This is a genomic window from Streptomyces sp. Ac-502 (genome assembly GCF_045222935.1).
GTDB lineage: Bacteria > Actinomycetota > Actinomycetes > Streptomycetales > Streptomycetaceae > Streptomyces > Streptomyces monomycini.
Genome location: NZ_JBHFFO010000002.1, coordinates 137,411 through 155,667, shown reverse-complemented (window position 1 = coordinate 155,667; position 18,257 = coordinate 137,411). Strand labels below are relative to the sequence as shown.

General features: G+C 70.1%; 30 protein-coding genes, 1 tRNA gene and 1 pseudogene. 2 read left to right on the top strand and 30 right to left on the bottom strand.

The features are described from left to right. Nucleotides 1-62: 62 nt before the first annotated feature. The 3 genes from ACEXOX_RS45095 to ACEXOX_RS45085 are packed head-to-tail and all read right to left on the bottom strand — an operon-like array spanning nt 63 to nt 1,182. A complete protein-coding gene (locus ACEXOX_RS45095; RefSeq protein WP_406526925.1) occupies nt 63-530 on the bottom strand; it encodes an ATP-binding protein in 468 nt (155 codons plus the stop codon). Beyond that, nucleotides 527-979: a hypothetical protein gene (locus ACEXOX_RS45090; protein WP_406526924.1), complete on the bottom strand. Its 453-nt coding sequence runs from the start codon at nt 977-979 to the stop codon at nt 527-529. Before ACEXOX_RS45090 ends, ACEXOX_RS45095 begins: the two co-directional genes overlap by 4 nt. Next, nucleotides 976-1,182: a hypothetical protein gene (locus ACEXOX_RS45085; protein ID WP_406526923.1), complete on the bottom strand. Its 207-nt coding sequence runs from the start codon at nt 1,180-1,182 to the stop codon at nt 976-978. The genes ACEXOX_RS45090 and ACEXOX_RS45085 overlap by 4 nt, the downstream gene beginning before the upstream one ends. Before the next feature lie 259 nt (nt 1,183-1,441). On the opposite strand from ACEXOX_RS45085, the gene ACEXOX_RS45080 reads away from it, so the two are divergent. Then, nucleotides 1,442-2,302 carry a helix-turn-helix domain-containing protein gene (locus ACEXOX_RS45080; protein ID WP_406526922.1) on the top strand — a complete coding sequence of 287 codons (861 nt, stop codon included), beginning with the start codon at nt 1,442-1,444 and terminating at the stop codon, nt 2,300-2,302. Further along, nucleotides 2,299-2,754 (top strand): DUF397 domain-containing protein, encoded by a 456-nt coding sequence (locus tag ACEXOX_RS45075; RefSeq protein WP_406526921.1) that lies wholly within the window; start codon nt 2,299-2,301, stop codon nt 2,752-2,754. The genes ACEXOX_RS45080 and ACEXOX_RS45075 overlap by 4 nt, the downstream gene beginning before the upstream one ends. Here the strand turns inward: ACEXOX_RS45075 and ACEXOX_RS45070 are convergent. The 27 genes and pseudogenes from ACEXOX_RS45070 to ACEXOX_RS44940 all read right to left on the bottom strand — a co-directional run bounded on the left by ACEXOX_RS45070 (nt 2,695) and on the right by ACEXOX_RS44940 (nt 18,232). After that, nucleotides 2,695-3,066, bottom strand: coding sequence for a hypothetical protein (locus ACEXOX_RS45070; protein WP_406526920.1), 372 nt, complete (start codon nt 3,064-3,066; stop codon nt 2,695-2,697). The two genes, ACEXOX_RS45075 and ACEXOX_RS45070, sit on opposite strands and share 60 nt — an antisense overlap. Then, nucleotides 3,020-5,569, bottom strand: a complete 2,550-nt coding sequence (locus ACEXOX_RS45065) for a Helicase associated domain protein (protein WP_406526919.1) — start codon at nt 5,567-5,569, stop codon at nt 3,020-3,022. Before ACEXOX_RS45065 ends, ACEXOX_RS45070 begins: the two co-directional genes overlap by 47 nt. A 50-nt stretch (nt 5,570-5,619) precedes the next feature. Continuing rightward, complete coding sequence (locus ACEXOX_RS45060; RefSeq protein WP_406526783.1) at nt 5,620-6,078, bottom strand: helix-turn-helix domain-containing protein; 459 nt, start codon at nt 6,076-6,078, stop codon at nt 5,620-5,622. Between the two features lie 62 nt (nt 6,079-6,140). Continuing rightward, a complete protein-coding gene (locus tag ACEXOX_RS45055) occupies nt 6,141-6,746 on the bottom strand; it encodes a hypothetical protein (protein ID WP_406526782.1) in 606 nt (201 codons plus the stop codon). A 42-nt stretch (nt 6,747-6,788) separates the two neighbouring features. Further along, nucleotides 6,789-7,304 (bottom strand): hypothetical protein, encoded by a 516-nt coding sequence (locus tag ACEXOX_RS45050; protein WP_406526781.1) that lies wholly within the window; start codon nt 7,302-7,304, stop codon nt 6,789-6,791. Between the two features lie 320 nt (nt 7,305-7,624). Further along, the gene (locus ACEXOX_RS45045) at nt 7,625-8,059 is read right to left on the bottom strand and encodes a hypothetical protein (RefSeq protein WP_406526929.1); all 435 of its coding nucleotides are present in this window, start codon (nt 8,057-8,059) and stop codon (nt 7,625-7,627) included. After that, a complete protein-coding gene (locus ACEXOX_RS45040; protein ID WP_406526932.1) occupies nt 7,978-8,238 on the bottom strand; it encodes a hypothetical protein in 261 nt (86 codons plus the stop codon). The genes ACEXOX_RS45045 and ACEXOX_RS45040 overlap by 82 nt, the downstream gene beginning before the upstream one ends. Continuing rightward, on the bottom strand, nt 8,235-8,705 hold the full coding sequence (locus ACEXOX_RS45035; RefSeq protein ID WP_406526918.1) for a hypothetical protein: 471 nt from the start codon (nt 8,703-8,705) through the stop codon (nt 8,235-8,237). The genes ACEXOX_RS45040 and ACEXOX_RS45035 overlap by 4 nt, the downstream gene beginning before the upstream one ends. After that, nucleotides 8,702-9,418: a DNA-methyltransferase gene (locus ACEXOX_RS45030; protein ID WP_406526917.1), complete on the bottom strand. Its 717-nt coding sequence runs from the start codon at nt 9,416-9,418 to the stop codon at nt 8,702-8,704. Before ACEXOX_RS45030 ends, ACEXOX_RS45035 begins: the two co-directional genes overlap by 4 nt. Before the next feature lie 217 nt (nt 9,419-9,635). Further along, entirely contained in the window at nt 9,636-9,974 is a 339-nt protein-coding gene (locus ACEXOX_RS45025) for a hypothetical protein (RefSeq protein WP_406526916.1), read from the bottom strand. Continuing rightward, nucleotides 9,971-10,108: a hypothetical protein gene (locus tag ACEXOX_RS45020; RefSeq protein ID WP_406526915.1), complete on the bottom strand. Its 138-nt coding sequence runs from the start codon at nt 10,106-10,108 to the stop codon at nt 9,971-9,973. Before ACEXOX_RS45020 ends, ACEXOX_RS45025 begins: the two co-directional genes overlap by 4 nt. Continuing rightward, a complete protein-coding gene (locus ACEXOX_RS45015) occupies nt 10,105-10,296 on the bottom strand; it encodes a hypothetical protein (protein ID WP_406526914.1) in 192 nt (63 codons plus the stop codon). The genes ACEXOX_RS45020 and ACEXOX_RS45015 overlap by 4 nt, the downstream gene beginning before the upstream one ends. Before the next feature lie 100 nt (nt 10,297-10,396). After that, the gene (locus tag ACEXOX_RS45010) at nt 10,397-10,648 is read right to left on the bottom strand and encodes a helix-turn-helix transcriptional regulator (RefSeq protein WP_406526928.1); all 252 of its coding nucleotides are present in this window, start codon (nt 10,646-10,648) and stop codon (nt 10,397-10,399) included. Nucleotides 10,649-10,718: 70 nt separating this feature from the next. After that, complete coding sequence (locus tag ACEXOX_RS45005) at nt 10,719-10,991, bottom strand: hypothetical protein (RefSeq protein ID WP_406526913.1); 273 nt, start codon at nt 10,989-10,991, stop codon at nt 10,719-10,721. Nucleotides 10,992-11,151: 160 nt separating this feature from the next. After that, nucleotides 11,152-11,439 carry a hypothetical protein gene (locus ACEXOX_RS45000; RefSeq protein ID WP_406526912.1) on the bottom strand — a complete coding sequence of 96 codons (288 nt, stop codon included), beginning with the start codon at nt 11,437-11,439 and terminating at the stop codon, nt 11,152-11,154. Nucleotides 11,440-11,493: 54 nt separating this feature from the next. Beyond that, nucleotides 11,494-12,138 carry a hypothetical protein gene (locus ACEXOX_RS44995; RefSeq protein WP_406526911.1) on the bottom strand — a complete coding sequence of 215 codons (645 nt, stop codon included), beginning with the start codon at nt 12,136-12,138 and terminating at the stop codon, nt 11,494-11,496. 134 nt (nt 12,139-12,272) lie between these two features. After that, a tRNA-Leu gene (locus ACEXOX_RS44990) sits at nt 12,273-12,347 on the bottom strand. Nucleotides 12,348-12,551: 204 nt separating this feature from the next. Continuing rightward, complete coding sequence (locus tag ACEXOX_RS44985) at nt 12,552-13,040, bottom strand: single-stranded DNA-binding protein (protein ID WP_406526910.1); 489 nt, start codon at nt 13,038-13,040, stop codon at nt 12,552-12,554. A gap of 27 nt (nt 13,041-13,067) precedes the next feature. Next, on the bottom strand, nt 13,068-13,625 hold the full coding sequence (locus tag ACEXOX_RS44980; protein ID WP_406526909.1) for a hypothetical protein: 558 nt from the start codon (nt 13,623-13,625) through the stop codon (nt 13,068-13,070). Continuing rightward, nucleotides 13,622-14,428 (bottom strand): hypothetical protein, encoded by an 807-nt coding sequence (locus ACEXOX_RS44975; RefSeq protein ID WP_406526908.1) that lies wholly within the window; start codon nt 14,426-14,428, stop codon nt 13,622-13,624. The genes ACEXOX_RS44980 and ACEXOX_RS44975 overlap by 4 nt, the downstream gene beginning before the upstream one ends. Before the next feature lie 113 nt (nt 14,429-14,541). Next, nucleotides 14,542-15,009 carry a WhiB family transcriptional regulator gene (locus ACEXOX_RS44970; RefSeq protein WP_406526927.1) on the bottom strand — a complete coding sequence of 156 codons (468 nt, stop codon included), beginning with the start codon at nt 15,007-15,009 and terminating at the stop codon, nt 14,542-14,544. Further along, the gene (locus tag ACEXOX_RS44965; protein WP_406526931.1) at nt 15,006-15,440 is read right to left on the bottom strand and encodes a hypothetical protein; all 435 of its coding nucleotides are present in this window, start codon (nt 15,438-15,440) and stop codon (nt 15,006-15,008) included. The genes ACEXOX_RS44970 and ACEXOX_RS44965 overlap by 4 nt, the downstream gene beginning before the upstream one ends. 179 nt (nt 15,441-15,619) lie before the next feature. Beyond that, nucleotides 15,620-15,799 carry a hypothetical protein gene (locus ACEXOX_RS44960; RefSeq protein ID WP_406526930.1) on the bottom strand — a complete coding sequence of 60 codons (180 nt, stop codon included), beginning with the start codon at nt 15,797-15,799 and terminating at the stop codon, nt 15,620-15,622. Between the two features lie 41 nt (nt 15,800-15,840). Beyond that, nucleotides 15,841-16,641: pseudogene (locus tag ACEXOX_RS44955) on the bottom strand (DUF5131 family protein); the annotation flags it as partial. Nucleotides 16,642-16,800: 159 nt separating this feature from the next. Next, nucleotides 16,801-17,100, bottom strand: a complete 300-nt coding sequence (locus ACEXOX_RS44950; RefSeq protein WP_406526907.1) for a hypothetical protein — start codon at nt 17,098-17,100, stop codon at nt 16,801-16,803. Next, nucleotides 17,100-17,492: a hypothetical protein gene (locus tag ACEXOX_RS44945; protein WP_406526906.1), complete on the bottom strand. Its 393-nt coding sequence runs from the start codon at nt 17,490-17,492 to the stop codon at nt 17,100-17,102. Before ACEXOX_RS44945 ends, ACEXOX_RS44950 begins: the two co-directional genes overlap by 1 nt. 302 nt (nt 17,493-17,794) lie before the next feature. Further along, on the bottom strand, nt 17,795-18,232 hold the full coding sequence (locus ACEXOX_RS44940) for a hypothetical protein (protein ID WP_406526905.1): 438 nt from the start codon (nt 18,230-18,232) through the stop codon (nt 17,795-17,797). Nucleotides 18,233-18,257: the final 25 nt, after the last annotated feature.

Below are 18,257 nucleotides of genomic sequence, written 5' to 3'. Positions count from 1 at the left end.
ACCGTCTTTGACCGCCACCAGCAAGATCCGGTCGGCGCTGGTGTACGGATCGCGGGCCCCCGTCACGGTCCCTCCGCGGGCGCGGCCGGGCCGATGCGGAAGGCGGCGCGTACCAGCGTGCCGCCGCACAGGAGGCCGTGCCCCCAGGTCTCGGCGTGCTGGTCGACGTAGCGCAGCCCGCGGCCGAACTCCTCGGGCGGGGGGAACAGCCGGGAAGGGCCCCGGTCCAGGACCGCGACGGTGACGCGGCCGCCGCTCACCGAGACGGCCGCCGCGATCTTGTGACTGAACGTGTGACGCATCGCGTTGTCCGCCAGCTCGCTGGCCGCCTTCCCGGCGGTGTCCGCGACGGCGCCGGGCAGACCCCAGCCCCACCGCAGCATCACCGAGACCTTCACGTATGCGAGTTCGGCCGGCGCGGGGTCGGACCGGCGGAAGACCCATTTCTCACGTCGGCGCGGCTGCTCCGGGGGGACGATGCCCTGCGGCGGGACGGCGGCCAGCTCGGGCCGGGCGGGGTGGACGCTCACCGCTCCCCCTCGCGCACGCGGCGCAGGGCGGAGCGCAGCGTCTCGGGGTCGGCCAGGCGGCCGGAGCCGTCCGGTGCCGGTTCCCACCTGAAGCCGGGGTCGGGCTGGTCGGTCCCGGGGCGGGGCATGGCCACCCATCCGCCGGCGCCGATGGCCCGGGTGGGCGGCTCGTGCCATGCCCTGGCGGTGCCGGGCGGTACGAGGACGTAGGCACGGGCGCTGCCCTCGCGCAGTCCCCACAGCACGGGAGCGCCGGCGCGTTCGATGGCGTCCAGTTCGTCCAGCGCCTTGACGGCCAGGCTGCAGCCGATCCGGATTGCGTCCCACCGGGCCCCGGCGGGCAGCACCGCGAACCGGGTGGGCGTGGTGGCCCACTGGTTCCAGGCCGCGGTGGGGCTGGGGTGGGCGGCCGCCAGCCACAGCGTCCCGGCCGTATGACGTCGAGTCACCGGTGCCTCCCGCAGCCGTTCTTGCAGCGGAAGACGTCCCAGTCGCTGTGGGTGTCGCCGGAGACGATGCGTGCCGATCCGTTTCGGACCAGCTGCGCGGCGCCGCGCGGGGTGCCGCAGTCGATGCAGGCGTTGCCCTGCAGGCGGTTGAGGTCCGGAATGCCGCTGAGCAGGTCGTACTCACGTACCGGCGGGTGCCTCATGAAGCGCTCCTGTTCACCGCGCAACTCAAGATCAACAATATGCGATCGAGTCGCTACACAACGTGTTTGAAGAGTTCTAGAGTGGCCCTTCGTCAAGTGCTCCGCAAGTGCTCAGCAAGTGCTGAACACTTGCTCGCCTGCGTTTTCGACGCCAGGGAAGGGATCAGAGCTGATGGGTGCAGCGCGTCCGGGGGATACGGCAGACTGGAACTCAGCAAGTGCGCCACGTCAGCGCGGGCGACGGAGGTCAAGGGCGGGGATGGACACAGAACCGAGCAGTCCTACGGTGCATCGCCGCTCACTGGGCAAAGAACTGCGGTCACTGCGGACGGCCGCCGGCAAAGATCTCAAGGACGCGGCCGCCGCGCTGGGCTGCGACCCCACGCGCATCAGCAAGATTGAACGCGCGCGGGGCACGTTCGCCGTCCGCGAGGACGACGTCAACCGCCTGTGCGCCCTGTACGGCGTCACCGACGAACGCACCGTGCAACGCCTGCTGACGATGCTCAGCCGCAGCCAGAAACCCGGCTGGTGGGAAGCCTGGTCACTGCCGCCAGACCTCGAAGTTTTCATCGGTCTGGAGACCGACGCCACCACCGAACGCGCCTGGGAACCACTGCTCGTGCCCGGTCTGCTGCAACGGCCGGAGTACAGCCGGGCCGTGCTCAACTCGCCTCGGTCCCACCGGCCGGACGACGTCGAAGACCTGCTGCACCTCCGCGAAGGGCGCCAGCGGCTGCTGCACCGCAGCACCAGCCCCCTGGAGCTGTGGGCGATCCTGGACGAGAACGTACTGCGCCGCCCCATCGGTGGCCCGGACGTCATGCGAGATCAGCTGAGGCATCTTCACGACATGGTGGAGCTGCCGAACGTGACCGTCCAGGTGGTGCCTCTGTCACAAGAGGACAACGCCGGACTGGCCGGTGCTTTCACGCTCCTGCACTTCGCCGACGACCCCACAGTGGTCTACGTGGACAGCGCGGCCGGGAACCTCTACCTGGAAAAAGAACGTGACGCCCGCCGCTTCACCAAGACATTCGACCTGCTGACGGCCGCGGCCCTCGACCGCAGAAACTCACGCGCGCTCATCGAGCGCGCTGCGAAGGAGATCGGACCATGACCAGCCCGACCGGCGGCCGCACACCCGCCGCCGACCTCGCCCTCGACAACGCACGGTGGTTCAAGAGCACGGCCTCCAGCGCGAACGGCGGCTGCCTGGAGGTCGCCTACCTGGACGACGGACGCGTGGCCCTGCGCGACAACGAAGACCCGGACAACCCGCCGTTCGTCGTGACCCCCTCGTGTGGGAATGCTTCATCGACGGGGCAGCCAAGGGCGAATTCACCCTTCCCGCCTGATACATGTCCCCCAGCTCGTACACCCGTAGCTGACTGCCACTACGCCGATTCGAGACCGGCCCCGCAGCGCGCCCCTCTCCAGTTCGAGAGGGGCGTTGTCAGTGTCGCGTGCGAGGGTGTACGGATGGCCCGGCGGAGCTGGGCGCGGCGCATCTCATCCGGCTCTTCCCCACTCTGCCTCGATGCCGCAAAGCGGCTGGCGAACCTGGTGTGAACTGGTCACCAGGTTCGCCAGCCGCTGTTTCAGCCTAGGCGTGCCGTACCGGCCGGGGCAGGCGTTCACGCAACTTCCCGGCCCGGCGCAGCGGTCCACGTGCCGCACGTCCACACGGCCGTCCGCGTCCATTTCGGTGAAGCCCGGCACGGTGCGCCACGCGGCCAGCTTGCCGGGTGCCTGCCCGGTATCGGCTGTGCGGGGCTGCGTCAGCGTCAGCAGGTAGGCCACGACGTCGGCAAGGCTCTCGCCGGCGGGCTGCCGGTCACGTGCGCTTCGCTGAGTCTTCTTGGCGGCCGCCTTGTCCTTCATCGGTCCTCCTGAGGGTGGGGACAGTGCGGTTGCCGCGGGCCGGCCAGGTGCCGGTGGCACGGTAGTGCTTGACCTTGGTGCACAGGTAGGTGTGGCTGTAGCCAAGCGCCACGCCGATGCTGGACTGGGTGACGCCCTCCTCGACCAGTTCCAGGACGGCGGCGCCCAGCCGGGCGCCGGACAGGCCGGCGAGCCGGTGGTGCTCGTCGGGGCGCAGGTCGCGCAGGGGCGCGATGCGCCAGACCATGCCGCGCGCGTCCAGCGCGGCGCGGCGCTCGGCCGGGACGGGGCCGGCGCCGTCGCGGGTGCCGTGGTGCAGGTTGCGGTAGTAGGAGATGCGCGAGCCCAGACGGTAGCCGGTGTCGTCGGTGTAGTCCTTCTCCACGGTGGCCAGGCTGCCGTGCTGGGCGACGTAGCGGTCGCAGGCTGCCAGGAACTCGTTCCAGGTCCGGTCCGGGCCCGCGGTGAAGGACAGGCCCAGTTCCTCCAGCGAGACGCGCTCGGCCGGGTCCAGCCGCCCGGCGGATGCCTGCCGGCGCACCGCCTTCAGGCGCATGCCCAGGGGGTAGCCGTCGCCGGTGACGTAGGAGACGGGCACGTTCAGGTGGCCGTGTTCGCCGCGGTAGTCCTGGCACGCGGTGTACAGCTCCTGCCAGCGGGCGTCGCGGGCATCCCAGACCATGCCCAGGCCGTCGAGTTGCGTGCGGACGAACTCCGGGATGCGCTGCGAGCGGCTGCGGGTGCTGTTGACCTTCTGGCCGAGCCGGTAGCCGCCGGGCGAGAGGTAGCTCTGGGGTACCAGCGTGTGCCCGAACGCGGCCTTGAAGGCGCGCAGCTCTTCCAGGAACCGCGCCCACGGCAGTTCCGTGGTGTCCCAGACCATGCCGATCTTGTCGAGGGCTTCGACCCGGTCCGGGCGCAGCCAGCCCTTGCGCCGGTGATGGCGGGCGTTTTGGATCCACTGTCCCAGGCGGAAGCCGTCCTCGGTCAGGTGAGCCGAGGGGATGCGCAGGTGGTTGTTGGCGGTGTGGAAGGCGCGGGCGTGCCCGAAGCCGGTCCACCAGGCGGAGGTGGTCTGCCGTACGGTCAGCGCGGTGATCTTCGCCAGGATGTCGTCACTGGTGCCGGGCGGCATCTGCACGGTGATGCGCGAGGGCAGCTGCGGGTTCGTCTCGTGGCCCTTGGAGCGCTGGGTGTCCAGCTCGATGCCCAGGCTCTCGTCGTGGGCGCGCAGGGCCCGCAGCACCTGCCACAGGACGCGGTACTCGCCCGGATCCAGGTCGCCGACGGGCTCGCCCGAGTCCGGCACGACGATCGGCACGATGACCGTGGCGGTCGCGGCCGGGCCCGAGCGGCGCAGCGCCCGGCCGACGGCCTGGACGATGTCGACCTGCGAGCGCTTGGGGTGGGTGAACAGCACCGCATCGACGGCCGGCACGTCCACGCCCTCCGACAGGCAGCGCACGTTCGTCAGCACGGTCCAGGCGTCGGGCGGTTCGCGCAGCGTGTCCAGGATCCGCTCGCGCTGGGCGTGGGTGTGCTCGCCGGTGATGCGCTCGCTGTGGACCGCTCCGGCGGGCCGCTGGCCGGCGGGCAGCCGGGCCAGGGTGGCGGGCAGGGTGCGGGAGAACTCGGCGGCGGCGTCCAGCCGGTGGCAGAACGCCAGGACGCGGCGCAGGCCGTACTGGCGGGCGGCCTTGCCCAGCACCGCCTGCGCGGCCAGCACCCGGGCGTCGGGGGCACCGGGCTCCTGGACGTGCCGGTGTTCGTCATCGGTCAGCAGTTCCAGCAGTTCGCTCTCGCCGATCCCGGCGATGACCACCCGGTAGTCGTCCAGGTGGCCCTCGCTGATGGCGCGGGCCCACGGATAGCTGAACAGCACCGGGCCGAAGACGCCGGTGTCCGACATCGTCAGCCCGTCGCCGGTCTGTGCGCGCAGGTCGTCGATGCGGGGCGTCGCGGTCATGAACAGCCGCCTGCGCGCGGGCAGGAACGCGTCGTCCAGGATGCGGCGGGTGACGTAGTCGGCGCGGCCCGCCAGGTGATGGGCCTCGTCGTGCACGGCCAGGTCCGCTGTGACGTGCGCGTCGCGCAGCGCCTGGGCCAGCCGGTGCCCGGAGGCGTAGGTGGCCACCACCAGGCGCCGGCCAGCGCCCCCGAGAAGCCACTTAGTGATCCCGGCCGGGTCGGTGGACACCTGGGCCGGGATGTCCGCCAGGTGCGCGGGGGCGTCGGTGACGGTGTCGTCGCTGCACACAGCCAGCACCGCATCCACCCGGGACGCGGCACGCCACTCGGTGATGGTCTGGGCCACCAGGGCCAGCGACGGGGTGAAGACCACGAGGAGGCCCGTATCGGGGACCAGTCGGGCCGCGGCCCGCACCGACATCAGCGTCTTTCCGGAGCCGCAGGCCGCGTGTAACTGGCCGCGGGCCGCTCGGCCCGCGACGATCGCCTCGACCGCTTCCTGCTGGTAGGGGCGCAGCATCTTGGAGTCGCGCACGAACTCTTGCTGAGGGCTCGGGCCATGGGCAGCGCAGGAAGGCACGCGGCTCACCGGCCAGCCGTCTCCGCGGCCGCCGTGCGGCCGCGGAGACGGTCCTCGGTATCCGCGTACGCGATGGCCAGGCCCGGCACCCGCAGGGCGATACGGGCGACGACCGCGCGGTGCCAGGAGGCGGGGAACAGCGGGTCCAGCTCGGGGTGCGCCGCCCAGTACTCGGCATCCGTACGGTAGGTGAACAAGCCCGGTTCCGGCAGGTCCTGCAGTTTCTCCGCGGCCCCGGCGACGAACTCGCCGGTGCGCTGCTCCAGGTCCTCCATCTCCAGGCGCACCCCGTCCGGGATCTGGTACTTGCCGGCCTCCCAGTGCCGGACCGTGCGCGCGGACACCCCCAGGTGGCCGGACAGCCACTCGGGGGTCAGCCCCAGGTACTCGCGCACGACGCGGAACTCGGCGTCGGTCATCCGCTCGTCCTCGGGCATCCCCGGCGGATCGGTGTATTCAGTCATCGGTTCTCCAAGGTGATGCCGCCCCGGCTGTCGCCGGGGCGGCGCAGGATGAAAACGAGGGATCAGTCGTCGTCTTCCTCGCTGAGGCCGTCGCGCAGCTGCCGCAGGTAGTCGTCCACCCCTTCCAGCACGACCACGCTGCTGTCGCTGACGCTGGCCAGGTCCTGGCGGATCAGCTCCTCGATCTCCATCAGGCGGTCGTCGGTCGTCTCGGCGGTGATGCCGTACTCGTCGGCCTCGCACCTGTTGGTGGCGCCGTCCACGTCCCAGACCGTCACCTGGTCCGATTCCACGAAGCGGTCCTCCAGCAGCCCTTCCAGCTCCTCCTCGGCGGCCCGGGCATCCTCCCCGAGGCGGGCGACCAGGTTGTTGCCGTCCCAGACCTGTTCCCAGTCGGCGAGGATCCGGTCGGCCAGCGGCCTGATGTCGCGCATCGCCTGGTTGGCGGCCTCGGCGTGCAGCAGGGGAATACCGTAGCGGCGCTCGAAGCCGTAGTGGACGCTGAACGGCACGGCGTTGCCGATCTCGGCGTTGTAGCTGGCGAGCAGAACGCCCTCGCGCAGGTCCAGTTCGATGTAGCAGGGCTGGGGTTCGCTCTGGCCGGAGTACTGGCGGTACAGCTCGTCGGGGCTGGTGCACTCGATGACGCGGGTCGTGGTGGTGGTCATGCTGTCCCCCTTCGGGACGGAGCGGACGTGGCGGTGTCGGTGTCAGAGGGCGGCGATGGCGGCGCGGATGCCGGAGACGACGGCGGCCCAGACCTCTTCACGGGAGGCGACGCGCGACTCGGAGAAGCCGTAGCGGCCGTGCAGCTTGCCGTCGGCGGTGTCGAACCAGACCTTGTCGATGCAGCCAGCGAGCTTGTACGCCTGGGAGTTGGAGATGTGCTCGCCCTGCCAGGAGGCGGAGGAGATGTTGCCGGTGTTGTAGTGGCTGGTCTCCAGCCCGGCGAAGGCGGCCCAGTCGTTGAGGTAGACGCGGTCCTTGTCGCCGCGCTGCCAGCGCCTGCCGCCGATCGCGGTCATCGTCTCGACCGAGTACACGACCGCGGCGGTCTTGCGGGCGGGGCGCTTGAGGGCGCCGAGGGCGATGCGGTGGGCCAGGGAGGCGGCGTCGATGACCCAGCGGCCGGCCTGCTTGACGGCGGCGACGGCTCCGAGACGGCACCAGGTGCGGACGGTGGCGACGGTGACGCGGGCTTCGAGTGCGGCAGCGGTGGTGTTCATCGACCGGTTCCTTCCGGCGGGGTCTGGGGCTAATCCCCTGACCTCACAACACCAAGGTAGCTTCCAAATATGGAAGCCGCAAGGGGTAATCCCGAAATGGGTGCCCGAACGGTCTACCACCGCTGCCCACAACGAAGTTGACGCCCCCGGTGAAGTCGGAGGCGTCAACGTTTCGAAGGCGGCAGACCTGGTGCGTTCTCTGCATCGGGTCTGCCAGCCGGTCCCAAGTGCGGAGACCCCAGCTGTTACCCGGGGCCTCCGAAACCCGCCGGCCGACTCTCACCGTACGCCGCAGTACCCCGCCGGTCAGCCGTTCCCGCTCACTCCACATACCGGCGCAGCACCCGGGCCGCGATGCCCGCCACACGCTGCGCTTCCGCCAGGTCCGGTGTGCCGGCGTTGTCCAGCAGCAAGGCCACCAGCCGGTCGGCGGGTATCACGGTGACGCCCCGCAGGTGGAAGCCGCCGGACTCGACCGGGGCGTTGTGGACCGCGATGAGCGGCTGCACCGGGACGCCGAGGGCGCGGCTGATGAGCCCGGCTTCGTACAGGGCGGTGTCGATCTGCCGGTCCCGGTCGTACGTACCGTGGACCAGCCGGCCGCCGACCGGCCGGACGCGGGCGCGGGCGTGCCACAGCTTGGAGTCGACCGCGAACACCCGCCCGGACGGGGCTACCAGCACGTGGTCGACGTTCGCACGGCGAGCACCAGGGATGCTGCGGTCGTGTCCGCCCGCCCATCCGTGCTGGTGCAGTTGCGCGAGGAGTGCGGCGGTGCGCCGCTCCCCTCGGCACCCGCCGACCAGTTCCCGGCCCGGTGCCGGGCCTGCGCCAGCCCGGGTGTCACGTAGCCAGCCGCGGCCAGGGCCCGCTGCCACCAGCGTCCCCGGCCCACGACCGCGGCGTGCGCGGCCGCCGACGCACCCGCGTTCACCCGGGCACCTCCCCGGCCCGCAGGGCGGCCTCCTGGCGGATGGCGACGGCCGCGTCCGTGTCCGCCAGCACCTCGCCGACCGACTGCCCGGTCACGACCGCCAGGTGCCGGGCCAGAAACGATCGCTCCGTCTCGAGGCGCTCGATGACACCACGGAAGGCGTCCAGCACCACGCCGACCTCCTTCGCCGCGTCGTTCCAGGCCGTCACCCGCTCCATGGGGTGCGTGCCGATCGGATTGTCCGGGTCGGCGACGGGCTGCCCGCCCAGGTGTACGGACAGTGCCGCCACGGCCAAGCGCTCCTCAGGCGACGTCTGCCGCCGCGTGCAGGGCGGGGCAACAGCGCGGATGGCTCCTGCCGCGCACACCTCGCCGTTCGGGCCGTTCATCTCACCGCGGCACCAGCCGTGCTCCGTGAGGTAGTCCTTCGCTGTTCGGAGGAGGCCGGCGAGTTCTTCCCTGGTCATGCTGCTCCCTTCCTGAGCGGGTAGGTGTCGGGGCCGGAAGCGGTTTGGGCGTAGGCGGGGTCGATGTCGCAGCCTCGCCAGGTCAGGCCGAGAGCTGCCGCTGCGGTGCGGGAGGAGCCGGAGCCGGCGAAGGGGTCGATGACCAGTTCGCCAGGCCGGGCGATGCGCTGCAGGATGTGCTGATAGACCGCCGGCGGCTTCTCGTAGGGATGACGCCGCTTGGCCGGGTAGTCCGCTTCGATCACGTTGGGGATGGCGGCCCGGTCGACGGCATCGGGGGTGCCCCGCGACGCGACGAGGATCGGATCCCACGCCGACCGCAGCAGGTCGCCGGTGCCAGGACGTTTACGGGTCCAGGCGACACAGGTGGAGGCACGCAGCCCGACGGTGGTGGCCATGTAGCCGAGGTCGGGCATACGCCGCCAGTCCGCAAAGATCAGGACGATGCCGCCGGGACGCAGCGTCTTCGCAGCCAGGCCGAGGGTGCGGTTGAGGAACTGAAACGGCGCGAACACACTGCCAGCGGCGCCGTCTTCGCGGCCACGGACCGGGGATCCGACCGCGTAGGGCGGATCGAAGACCACAGCTGAGGCGCTGCCCGGCTCGATATCCGCGAGCCACTGCAGCGCGTCGCCGAATTCGATCGGGGGCACCGGAGCGGATGAAGTAACTGGGGCAGTCCCGCCTTCGAACAGCATCATTTCTTCAGGCATCAAGCGTCTCCAAGCCGAGGCGAGTAGGTGTCGGGGCCGGGGATGGTGGTGACGGGGCGGCTGCGGTACCTGAGCGGCCACTCGGGGATCGGGGAGTCGCAGGACGGCTGCCGTCCGGTTCCGAGGCAGGGGAAGCCGTGTCCGTGGCGCCACAGGGCACCGCCTGGGGTGAGTGCGATGCGGCGGCGGCACCACCGGCACCGGCCGCGGGCCGCTTTCACCGCACGGCCCTCGGTGCCCCGGCGGCGACCACACCCGCAGCGATCGTGATCCAGCCCTTGTGCCACGCCTGGTCGTACTGGTAGCCGGCCTGCGGAGTACTGGAGAGCCAGCCGCCCTGACCCGTACGGTGCGCGAACCGCACCATCCGCGTGGTCTGCTGCTTCTCGGGGTCTTCGGTCCAGCGTCCGCCGGACCGGTCCGCGGCGTAGTGCGTCACGGCGGACACGGCGAGCCCCGCCGCGGCGTACCGCCAGTCCAGGCGCAGACCGAGCCCACGGTCGGCTGCCGCAACCGCAAGCGCCTGGGTGAGGGTGTACGAGCCGACATGCCTCAAGCACGCGGCCCTCCCTCCCACCCTGGCGCGCCCTTCCCGCACGCGTCCCGGTCCACCTGCACCAGGTGGTCGGCGACCTCGTGGGAGGCGGTCAGCGCCGCGTACACGGCGGCGAACTGCAGGGCCCGGCTCACCGGCGGCCGCCCGTCAGACGGAAGGCGAACACGGTCAGACCGACCGCGGCGACGAGCAGCACGACAGCGGCGACGGGGAACGGCAGCCGGTCGGCGACGAGGTAGGCACCGGTCATGACAGCCGCAGCGACCACGACCGCGATGACGAGTTGGGCCCGATCGGACGGGTGCTGCTTGGTTTCGGGCATGACGAGTAGACCCCTTCCAGGGCGATGTGACAGTGGGTTACGGAATCGGTCGCGGTGGGTGTGTCAGCCCGCGTTCCCGGATACTTCGATCAACGAATGGTCACGCGCTGTGGCGGTGAACCGAGGTGCCGGCGGGCAGCATCTGCACCCCGGCGATCTCGTGAGGCTTCAGCAGCCCCCGTACCAGGGCAACCGCCACCGCGTGCGTACGGTCCTGGGCTCCGAGCTTTGCGTACGCCCGACGAAGCCCGTGGTTCACCGTGGTCGGCGTGATGTCAAGCCAGCGGGCAATGGTGACGTTGGTGTTGCCGTTCGCGGCGAGACGCAGCATCTCAAGCTCTCGGCGAGTCAGGTGAGCCCGGTGCTTGGCCGGGCCCTTGTATCGGGCGGCCGGGTGAGGGGCGGCACCTCCACAAGGATGGTCACGCGCTCTCCTCGACCAGTTCGTACGTGGCTTCGAAGATGTCCGGCTTGACCGGGTAGAACTCGCCCTTCACGCCCTTGACGATCCAGTCGCCGTCGGCGGCGTACATGGTGCCCTCGAGGGTGGGCACGGCGATGACGAGCATCCCGTGCTCGGTGCTGCTGTAGTCGTGGCCGCCGCACCACGCGATGAGAGCGGTGGCGGCGTCGTGGTCTTGCATGTCGATCCGCAGCGCCTCGATGACGATGGGCTTCTTGCGGAACTTCGGCATCACGGTCTCCTTCATCGGGGTGTGCGGGGTCGTTGGGTCCAGCGGACGAGGCAGGGAGCACGGCGGGTGCAGACGTGACCGCCCGGGACGGATGCGAAGCCGCGGCGCCCGGCACGGCCACACCACAAACAGCGACGCATGAGTCGGTTCTCTCCTTGGTTCAGGCGGCGTCGGGTACGGCAGCGGGATCGTACGTAGCGATATCGGGAAGATTTGTTACCTGCGCAGCCGCGGGATGCCCTGGGGTGCACTGCGATGACCGGCCCGATCGGCAGATGCGGATGACCAACTCGATCTGCTCGGCGTTCTTACAGGAGAACTCTGCTTCCCGCTCATCGTGGGGGGTACGCGCGTCCATCAGGAACGTGCGATTCCCGGAGCTGACCGACCGGCCGGCGGGCCACTCGCCCGGGTTGCGGAAGTCATAGTCGTTGTTACGCCAGTCCACGGCGATCTGCCGGTGTGCGGGGCACAGGTCCGTGGGTATCGGTGGTGTTGTCATTCACGCCACCCCCGCCCGGTGCCGCTTGCGAATGTGCGCGGACACTGACTTGAGCTGGGTCGGTTCCGTCTTGGCTCGCCGGTCCCGCCAGCCGCGGCGCGGCGTCTCGCCTTCCCACCACAAGGTCAGCACCGCAAGACGTGCCAGGCGTACATGCCGGTAGAAGGTGTTCAGACGCAGTCCCAGGGCGTCGGCGGCGGCCTGGTAGTCCTCGTGCAGGGCCAGTGCGTGCAGCGCGGTCTGATGCTGGGTGGTGAGCTGAGGCCATATCTGGATCAGTGCGGTGCGCTCCACGATGGGTGTCTCCGGGCTGGCGGTGGGTCGGGCGACGCTTTCCCAGTAGGCATGGAAGCGTGACGTGTCGGCGCGTCCTTGGTAGTGCTCGCCGCGGCCTCTGGGGACTCCTTGATGCTCGAGGCTGCGGCGGCTGACTGCGTCGGCGGCTCCGGCGGCCACGGTGATCAGTTCGGTGCCGGACGGCCATTCGTCGGCGGAGTAGATGTGTTCGACGATGGCGTGCCAGGCTGCGGCGTACCGCTCGTCGTCATCCAGGCCGCGGTAGTAGGGGCGCATGCTGATCCCCAGGCGGGCCAGTTGGTCGATGTCGATGGCGGTGTAGCCGTGACGGATCGGCTCGTGGTCCATACCGGTGTCCTCCCGGGGGTTGGTGGCGGGGCGTGGCGTACGTGCGGGTGCAGCACGGGGGTGAACTTCATGTCATCGATGCTGTACGGACCGGCAAGTGCCGTGGTCATTTCGGTTGTTGTTAGTTGGGGAGGGGCCCGGGACGGGATTCGAACCCGCACTTGATCCGCTTTTAAGGCGGCTGCGTCTGCCGGTTGCGCCACCCGGGCTGGAAGTGGCCCGGATGCGCACATCGGGGCCACGGTGAAGGTCCAGTTGCAGGTCACCCGGGCGACCGTGGTCGGGGATCGGGTTGTGGTGTGTCGACTCTTCGAGCATCCCATTTAACAAGTGCGTACGCAATAGTTAAACCTTGATCGGGGGCAGGCAAAAGGCCCGGCCCCACACAGGACCGGGCCCGCCGCACCCCCACCTCAGAACGGCGCGTCATCACCACCCCACCCGCCACCCGACGCCTGCCCACCCTGCGTCGTCCACGGGTCCTGCGCCGACGCCGCCCCCTGCGCCTGCCGCGCCTGGCCCACCTCCGGGCGGCTCGAGCTGGCCTTCGTCACCTTCGCCGTGGCGGTCTTCAGCGACGCCGCGACCTCGTCGGCCTCCAGCTCGTACACGGTGCGCTTGACGCCCTCACGGTCCTCGTACGAGCGCTGCTTCAGCCGGCCCTGCACCATCACCCGCGCCCCCTTGGTCAGGGACTCGGCGACGTGCTCGGCCTGCTGACGCCACACCGAACACGACAGGAACAGCGCCTCGCCGTCCTTCCACGCGCTGGTCTGCTTGTCGTAGGTCCGCGGCGTCGACGCCACGGTGAACTTCGCCACCGCCGCGCCCTGCGCTGTGAAACGCAGCTCAGGGTCCGCCGTCAGATTCCCGATGATCGTTATCACGCACTCGCCAGCCATGCTCTCTCCTCCAGGTCAGATGTACGGTCAGGCGGCGATCTCGCCGACCCGCTCCTTCGGCACGTAGCGCCCAACAGCACGCGCCCTCTTCTTCGCCCGGCCCCACGCCTGCATGACCGCCTCACGGTCCATCTGCAGCCGCTCGGCGACATCGTCGTACGACAGACCGCGCCGGATCCCCCGGTCCACACCCAGGGCCCGCTCAGAGGCGTTCAGAGGCTGCGGATCACCGGCCAGTGCGCGCTCGACCGCCACCTCGTCGATACCGCTCCTGCCCCGCCGGTCCGGCAACGCGGTACTCGCCATCTGCCGGATCGTCCGACTGGCCTTCGACGGCCACGGCAGCGGATCGCCATACTCATCGAAGTCGATCCAGGCGAACGCCTCCCCCAGGCTGCGCTCGGGGTCCGCCATTGCCGCCAGGACGACGGCCAGTGCTTCCAGCTCGTGCCGGCTCAAGGTGTGCAGCCGCTCGGTGATCTGTTGCCGGGCCTCTTCCCGCACCCCCACGACAAGGGCCGCTGCTTCCGGCCGCAGCCGTTCGACCAGGTCCCCGCACTCCTCGGCGGTCAGTTCCTGCGTCATGCCGCCACCTGCCCGATGGTGCGTGACCGGGGCGACTCGAGCTTGCGACGCCAAGGAACAGGCTGTCCTGCGTCGCGAGCGTCCTTCTTGATGCGCTCCCACGCCCGGGACACGGCTCGAGCCGACACCTCCATACGCACCGCGATATCCACCGGTGTCATCTCCGTCCACTCCATGAAGTGCTGGATCGCCTCCCGGCGCTCCGCGGCACCGAGCAGCACGCTCTCCCCCATCAGGAACCGCGCCACCGCCTCGGCGCCGGTCTCCACCTGCGGCTCGGACACATCCAGCATCGGCAGCGCGGCGGGGTCCTCGATCGTGTCGTCGTCCCACGCCAGCGGAGGAACCCAGCCCTTGGCCTGCGCATACAGCCGCGTCTTCACGGACCCGCCGACCGTCATCGACAGTTCGGCGTAAGCGCGCCGGATACCGGCGTTGCTCTGCACCCCGATCCGGGGGTGACGGCCGTTGACCAGGTCGCAGATGAAATCCCGGGACACCCCCGAGAGCTCGGCGATCTGCCGGTTGAAGTGGCCGATCGCGTACAGCGCCTGAACGCGGCGGACCGCACCCTCCGCTGGCACTGTGCCCACGGCGACCTTCACGCCGACCGGCACTGACAGGATCCGGTTCGCGGTACGGCGCAGCAGCGTCTTCTTGCGTCCCGACAGGGACCACCGGATCGCGGACGGGTCCACGCCGGCTTCCCGGGCCACCTGCTCAGCGGTCATCCCCGTCGCCATGAGCTGCTGGATGTGCGACACGACCGACTGCGCGGGGACGCTGCGCGGACGCCCGGCCATCCGGTCCAGGACCCGCTGCGTGGCAGCTCTCACAGCGGCCTTGGTGCACGGTTCACACCGGCATCCGTAGCCCGCATACCGGTTGCTGGTGCCGTGCGGCGAAGGCGGCGCGCTCATACCGGCACCGCCTCGGAGGCCGCGTCCAGAGCGTTCCGGGTGTCCAGCTCGCGCAGGGCCCGGTTCACGATCTGCGTGTTCAGACCGAGCTGTACGGCGATCTCCCGCCCGGTCAGCTTCTGGCCCCGCAGCCGCCGCAGGGCGGGCTCGTGTTCGCGGATGGCCTTCTTCCACTGGGCCTCGGGCTCGTGCACATACCGTGGACGCCGGCCGCTGAGCCGAATCCGTTCGTTCGGCCCCAGGCCTCCGTACACTCCCCAGTCGGCTTTCGTGGCCAGTGCGAACTGCAGGCAGTACTCGACTACCGGGCAGCCCTGGCAGATTTCCTTGGCTTCCGCGTGGAAGAAGGGGTCGTCGCTGGTGAACAGGTGGTAGTCCTCCGGGCCGCAGTTCTTGAACTCGTGCCAGGTGGTTGCGGTGGGCGCGGCGCGGCGGGTGTTGTGGGGCGGCGTGATGGTGGTCATTGGGTGGCTCCGGGCGGGTTGAGGAGGGCGAGGTGCTGGGGGTTCATCTGGTCGAGGTCGGTGATCCACAGGACGAATTGGGAGCCTTTGATGGGGGTGCCGATGCGGGGGTCGGGGCCGAGGAGGCGGGTGGAGTCGTCGTCGGGGAGGACGTGGGCGTCGACGAGTCCGTCGATGGCGGCTTTGGCGGTGGGGGCCCAGTTGCCGGGGTCGCGTCGGGTGGTGCGGGTGTGGGGGTGGATGACGTAGTAGGCGTGGGCGCGCTGGAGGTTGGGGATCTTCTGGGATCGGGCGATGGTCCAGGCGGTGGTGCGGATCGTTTTGATGAGTTCGGCTTTGCGTCGGTAGTGAAGGTTTTGGTTGGCGTTGAGGAGTTTGAGGCCGATGGGGAGTTCGATGCGCCACGTGGTGGTCGTGGTGAGGGTGGTCAAGGGGTGGGCTCCTGTGGGAGGGGAGTCGGGCCATGGTCGGAGGTGTACGGCTCCGCAGTGTGGGCAGCGTCGGGTGCGGAAGTGGGGGCCTCCGGTGCCGCGGATTTGGCGGGCGCGGCGGCGGGCTGTGCGGCGGCTGGGGAAGGTTCCCTTGCGGTAGCAGGCCGTCAGGTGCGGGTTCATCGCGGTGTGGGGAAGGCGTCGTGGGTGCGTCCGTCGAGTTCGCGGCCAGCGCGCTTCTTGCCGACTCGAGCGATCTCCACGCGGTGCCCCATGTCGTCGACGGGATCGCCGGTGAGAATCGCGCCGCGGGCGGTTCCACCGATGACGAGGTAGCCGGTGGGCGCGTACTCCCCCACTGCTTGAAGAAGAACGGGACGTTGTTCTCCTTGCACTGGTCACGAAGGCTGGTGGCCCAGTGGGGGGCCATGGGGCGGGCACCTCGGCCGGACTCGCCGCCGACAATCACCCAATCGAGTTTCCGGATGTGGCCGCTCTCGCAGCGGGCGTCGGCGCACCGGGCGCAGGCTTCGTCGTGTCCTTCGCCTTCGCAGCAGGTGCAGGCATCCCAGATGTGGTCGTTGATCCAGACGGGGCCGAGGAGGGGTTCGCAGGACAGGAAGCGGACGGCGGCCGGGGTTTCGAGGAGCACCGGGATGCGGAGGTCCGCGTGCTTCTGGTCCTCAACGCTCACGCCGAGCCACACGTTCGGGAGCGGCCATGCGCCGTCCGAAGAGAACAGGCTGACCTCAGTGCCGAACTCGCCGGTGGCGTTCTGGACCAGGCTGCGGAACCACACGCCGGGGGTGTAACCGCGCTCGGTGTCGACCTTGCTCGGGCCGGCCAGCAGGGAGCGCATCCGCCCGTGCCGCTTGGTGAGCAGTTGGTAGGTGTGCTGCGGGGTGGCCGCCATGACGGCGAATGCCTTGGCGATGTACTCGTCGGGGATGTCCCTGTGGAACAGGTCTGACATCGAATTTACGAAGACGCGGCGGGGCTTCTTCCAGGTGAGGGGGACGGTCAGCTTGTCGGGGCGAAGCTGGATGTCGAAGCCGTTCTCGAAGTAGTGGCCGGCGATGCCGCGCCAGCGCTCGGAGAAGGTGTCGGCGTAGCAGTTGTCGCAGCCCGGGGAGACCTTGGTGCAGCCGGTGACGGGGTTCCAGGTGGCGTCGGTCCATTCGATGGCGGAGTTGTCGGACACGGGGTCTCCTTTGCGGGGCCGGGGAGGCCGGTGGCTGTGGCGAGGGCGGTGCGGGCGTCGTGGTCGATGGCGGGGTTGTGGATGAACGCGGCGATGAGGGCGCTGATGCAGCGGAGGCGCTGGAGTTCGTCCTCCGCCGCTCTCAGGGCGCCGGCGAGGTCAGGCACTGGGGTGCGGGATGCCGGGCAGGGGCACGGCCGTGTCGGGGTCGGCGTCCAGGTAGTGGCGCTGCTCGGCGAGGCGGCCGTCGGCGACGTCGTGGGCCTGCTGGATTCGGTCCAGTTCGATGGCCATGAGGAGCTGGTCGCGCACCCGGCGGCAGTGCTCTTCGGTCGCGTTGTCCACGACCAGCCGCTTCTCCTGCCGGTCCCAGAGCGTCGCGAACACGCCGTTCCGGCCGATGACGTACCGCTCTGCGGGCGGTGCCTCGATCGCGGGGCGCGGGGTCGTTGTCGCCATCACTGGGCCTCCGTCCAGGGGCCGCGGCGTACGGTGCGCTTCACGAGGACGGGGTTCTTGCCGTTGGCGCGGTACAGGTCGCGTCGGTAGGTGGGGTTGTCGGGGGTGAAGTCCTGGTCGTCGATGTGGTCGTGGGTGTGGCAGTGGCAGGTGCCGGCGGGGAGGAGGACTGCGTATTCGGTGGCCTCGGTGGTGGTCAGGGTGGTGTGGGCCTTGGCGCGCTGGTGGTGCAGTTCCTCGCCGAGCCGGACGTACTCGGCGCGCAGCCGGTCGATCTCGGTGGCCAGTTCGGGCTCGGCCTCGCGCAGCACCTCGGCGAGCTTCGCGTTCACCAGCTCCGGGTCGATCAGGGCTCCGGTGAGGCGTGCGTACAGCCAGTCGCGGGCGCTCATGACGCACTCTCCTGGGTGTAGGCGAGTTCGGTTTCGGCGAGGGCGATGAGTTCCAGTCCGTGGCGGATGGCGAGGGTGGCGCTGGAGTAGCCGAGGGCGTAGGAGACGGCGGCCTTGTCGTGGAGGGGGATGTGGTCGGTGATGTTCTGGGAGCGGGCTTCGAGGACGTGGAGGGGGTGCCGGTGGTGTGTTCGTCGTAGGCGTCGGCGATGCCGGTGGCGTTGGCTTCGAGGTCGGTGTAGTTGTCGCCGTGGGGTACGGCGTGGAAGGCGGCGGTGGTCATGTGGGGTCTCCGTTGCTGGTCAGGCGGCGAGTGCGGTGGTGGGCTGGGGGTGGGCGAGGCGTGCGGCGCGGTGGAGGAGGCCGATGACCTCGCAGACGAGGGGTGGCTGGGTCTGGAAGACGGCGGTGCCTTCGGCCCAGCGGGTGATGTGCTCGATGTAGTCGGGGCGTCCGTTGGTGAGGGGCGGGCCGACCTGGGTGCGAAGTTCGATGGCCGCGGACACCCAGGTGATGGCGTCCATGGCGGCGTCGTGGGTGCGGATGGCCAGGCTGGTGAAGTCGGGGGTGAAGCGGGCGATTTCGGTGGGGGTGGTGCCGGTGGCGGCGCGGTAGAGGGCGCCGGCGAGGTCGAGGCGGCCGCGGGTGTCGGCGAAGTGGCGTACGGCGGGGTTCTGGTGGAGGCCGTGGTAGCTGATGTCGTCGGCGGCGGTGGTGAGGATGGTGGCGACGCTGAGCATGGGTGTCTCCCGTGCGGTGCTGGTG